This window comes from Pricia antarctica (genome assembly GCF_900101815.1).
GTDB lineage: Bacteria > Bacteroidota > Bacteroidia > Flavobacteriales > Flavobacteriaceae > Pricia > Pricia antarctica.
The window spans coordinates 2501-5084 of the sequence record NZ_FNAO01000026.1 but is presented as its reverse complement, the minus strand read 5'-3'; the positions used below and the strand labels follow the sequence as shown (position 1 = coordinate 5084).

Annotated in this window: 2 tRNA genes and 2 rRNA genes (1 of these 4 only partly in view); all 4 read left to right on the top strand. The window is 55.3% G+C overall.

Annotated elements, in window-relative coordinates:
* The first annotated feature begins 89 nt into the window (after nucleotides 1–89).
* Nucleotides 90–1618, top strand: a 16S ribosomal RNA gene (locus BLT07_RS20370).
* 198 nt (nucleotides 1619–1816) lie between these two features.
* A tRNA-Ile gene (locus tag BLT07_RS20365) sits at nucleotides 1817–1890 on the top strand.
* A 101-nt stretch (nucleotides 1891–1991) separates the two neighbouring features.
* A tRNA-Ala gene (locus tag BLT07_RS20360) sits at nucleotides 1992–2065 on the top strand.
* Between the two features lie 171 nt (nucleotides 2066–2236).
* Nucleotides 2237–2584: ribosomal RNA gene (locus tag BLT07_RS20355) — 23S ribosomal RNA — on the top strand (it continues 2496 nt past the right edge of the window).
* Together the 16S and 23S rRNA genes with 2 tRNA genes alongside form the textbook arrangement of a ribosomal RNA operon.

The window sequence follows — 2584 nt, the reverse complement described above, 5'->3', positions numbered from 1 at the left end:
CGCGATGGGGGCCGGGCGTAAGATTTAATAGAGAGAGACGGGGCCGGGAGGGCTTTTCAGTGGGTGTGCGCGAATATATATAAAGTACAACGATGAAGAGTTTGATCCTGGCTCAGGATGAACGCTAGCGGCAGGCCTAACACATGCAAGTCGAACGGTAACATTCCCAGCTTGCTGGGAGATGACGAGTGGCGCACGGGTGAGCAACGCGTATGGAACCTGCCCTTTACAGGGGAATAGCCCAGGGAAACTTGGATTAATGCCCCGTGGTACCGGCTGACAGCATTGTCTACCGGTTAAAGCCTTCGGGCGGTAAGGGATGGCCATGCGTAGCATTAGCTTGATGGTGGGGCAACGGCCCACCATGGCTTCGATGCTTAGGGGCCCTGAGAGGGGGATCCCCCACACTGGTACTGAGACACGGACCAGACTCCTACGGGAGGCAGCAGTGAGGAATATTGGACAATGGGCGCGAGCCTGATCCAGCCATGCCGCGTGCGGGAAGAAGGCCCTACGGGTCGTAAACCGCTTTTATACGGGAAGAACCGGGGGTACGTGTACCCCCCTGACGGTACCGTAAGAATAAGGACCGGCTAACTCCGTGCCAGCAGCCGCGGTAATACGGAGGGTCCGAGCGTTATCCGGAATTATTGGGTTTAAAGGGTCCGTAGGCGGGCCGATAAGTCAGGGGTGAAAGTCTGCGGCTCAACCGTAGAAATGCCCTTGATACTGTCGGTCTTGAGTTATGGTGAAGTGGGCGGAATATGTAGTGTAGCGGTGAAATGCATAGATATTACATAGAACACCGATTGCGAAGGCAGCTCACTAACCATATACTGACGCTGATGGACGAAAGCGTGGGGAGCGAACAGGATTAGATACCCTGGTAGTCCACGCCGTAAACGATGGATACTAGCTGTCCGGGGCCTTGAGTCCTGGGCGGCCAAGCGAAAGTGATAAGTATCCCACCTGGGGAGTACGTTCGCAAGAATGAAACTCAAAGGAATTGACGGGGGCCCGCACAAGCGGTGGAGCATGTGGTTTAATTCGATGATACGCGAGGAACCTTACCAGGGCTTAAATGCATTACGACAGGGGCAGAGATGCCTTTTCCTTCGGGCGTTTTGCAAGGTGCTGCATGGTTGTCGTCAGCTCGTGCCGTGAGGTGTCAGGTTAAGTCCTATAACGAGCGCAACCCCTACCGTTAGTTGCCAGCATGTCATGATGGGGACTCTAACGGGACTGCCGGTGCAAACCGCGAGGAAGGTGGGGACGACGTCAAATCATCACGGCCCTTACGTCCTGGGCCACACACGTGCTACAATGGCAGGTACAGCGGGAAGCCACGCGGCAACGCGGAGCGGATCCACAAAACCTGTCACAGTTCGGATCGGGGTCTGCAACCCGACCCCGTGAAGCTGGAATCGCTAGTAATCGGATATCAGCCATGATCCGGTGAATACGTTCCCGGGCCTTGTACACACCGCCCGTCAAGCCATGGAAGCCGGGAGTGCCTGAAGTCCGTCACCGCAAGGAGCGGCCTAGGGCAAGATCGGTAACTAGGGCTAAGTCGTAACAAGGTAGCCGTACCGGAAGGTGCGGCTGGAACACCTCCTTTCTAGAGCTTTTCCCGCGCCTCGGCGCGGGGAAGGGCGCAGCGCCCACGGGAATGCCCTTCGAAGGCCCCGTTTTTCCCTCTATTTTTTCTGTCCTTATATATGCTTTCCGCACAAGAGGAACATCTCCACCGTATTTATTAATATAACGGGGCCTTGGCGTCCCGGGCGCGCCGAAGTGGCGGGCCGAAAGGCCACGGAGTCTCATAGCTCAGCTGGTTAGAGCGCTACACTGATAATGTAGAGGTCGGCAGTTCGAGTCTGCCTGGGACTACGATAGCAACGACGTTCATTAAAAAAAGTAAAGGAAATTCTGGAAGTTGGGCAACGATCGTTCAATGATTGTTGACCGCCGTTTGCCGACTACCGGTACATGGGGGATTAGCTCAGCTGGCTAGAGCGCCTGCCTTGCACGCAGGAGGTCATCGGTTCGACTCCGATATTCTCCACTGTTCCCCCTTGGGGGGAAAAAGGTTCATTGACATATTGGGACAGGGCATTTACATCCTCGGGTGTAGGTGCATACTGAACATGAATTACACGAATTTTAAGTAAAGAGTACTAGAGCAAGAATACGCATACAAATCCCCGTGGCCCTTGGGCCTCGGGGGCAAAGGCTGGCGACAAGCTAGATAAGGGCGTATGGGGAATGCCTAGGCTCCCAGAGGCGACGAAGGACGCGATAAGCTGCGAAAAACCGCGGGGATCGGCACATACGATATGATCCGCGGGTATCCGAATGGGGCAACCCGGCATGCTGAAGGCATGTCATCCAGCAATGGAGGCGAACCCGGTGAACTGAAACATCTAAGTAGCCGGAGGATGAGAAAACAAGAGTGATTCCGGTAGTAGCGGCGAGCGAAACCGGAAGAGTCCAAACCGTACATGTTCCGGCATGTACGGGGTTGTAGGACCGCGATATTCGGACAGTGATGAACCAGAGCCCGTTGGAAAGCGGGGCCATAGAC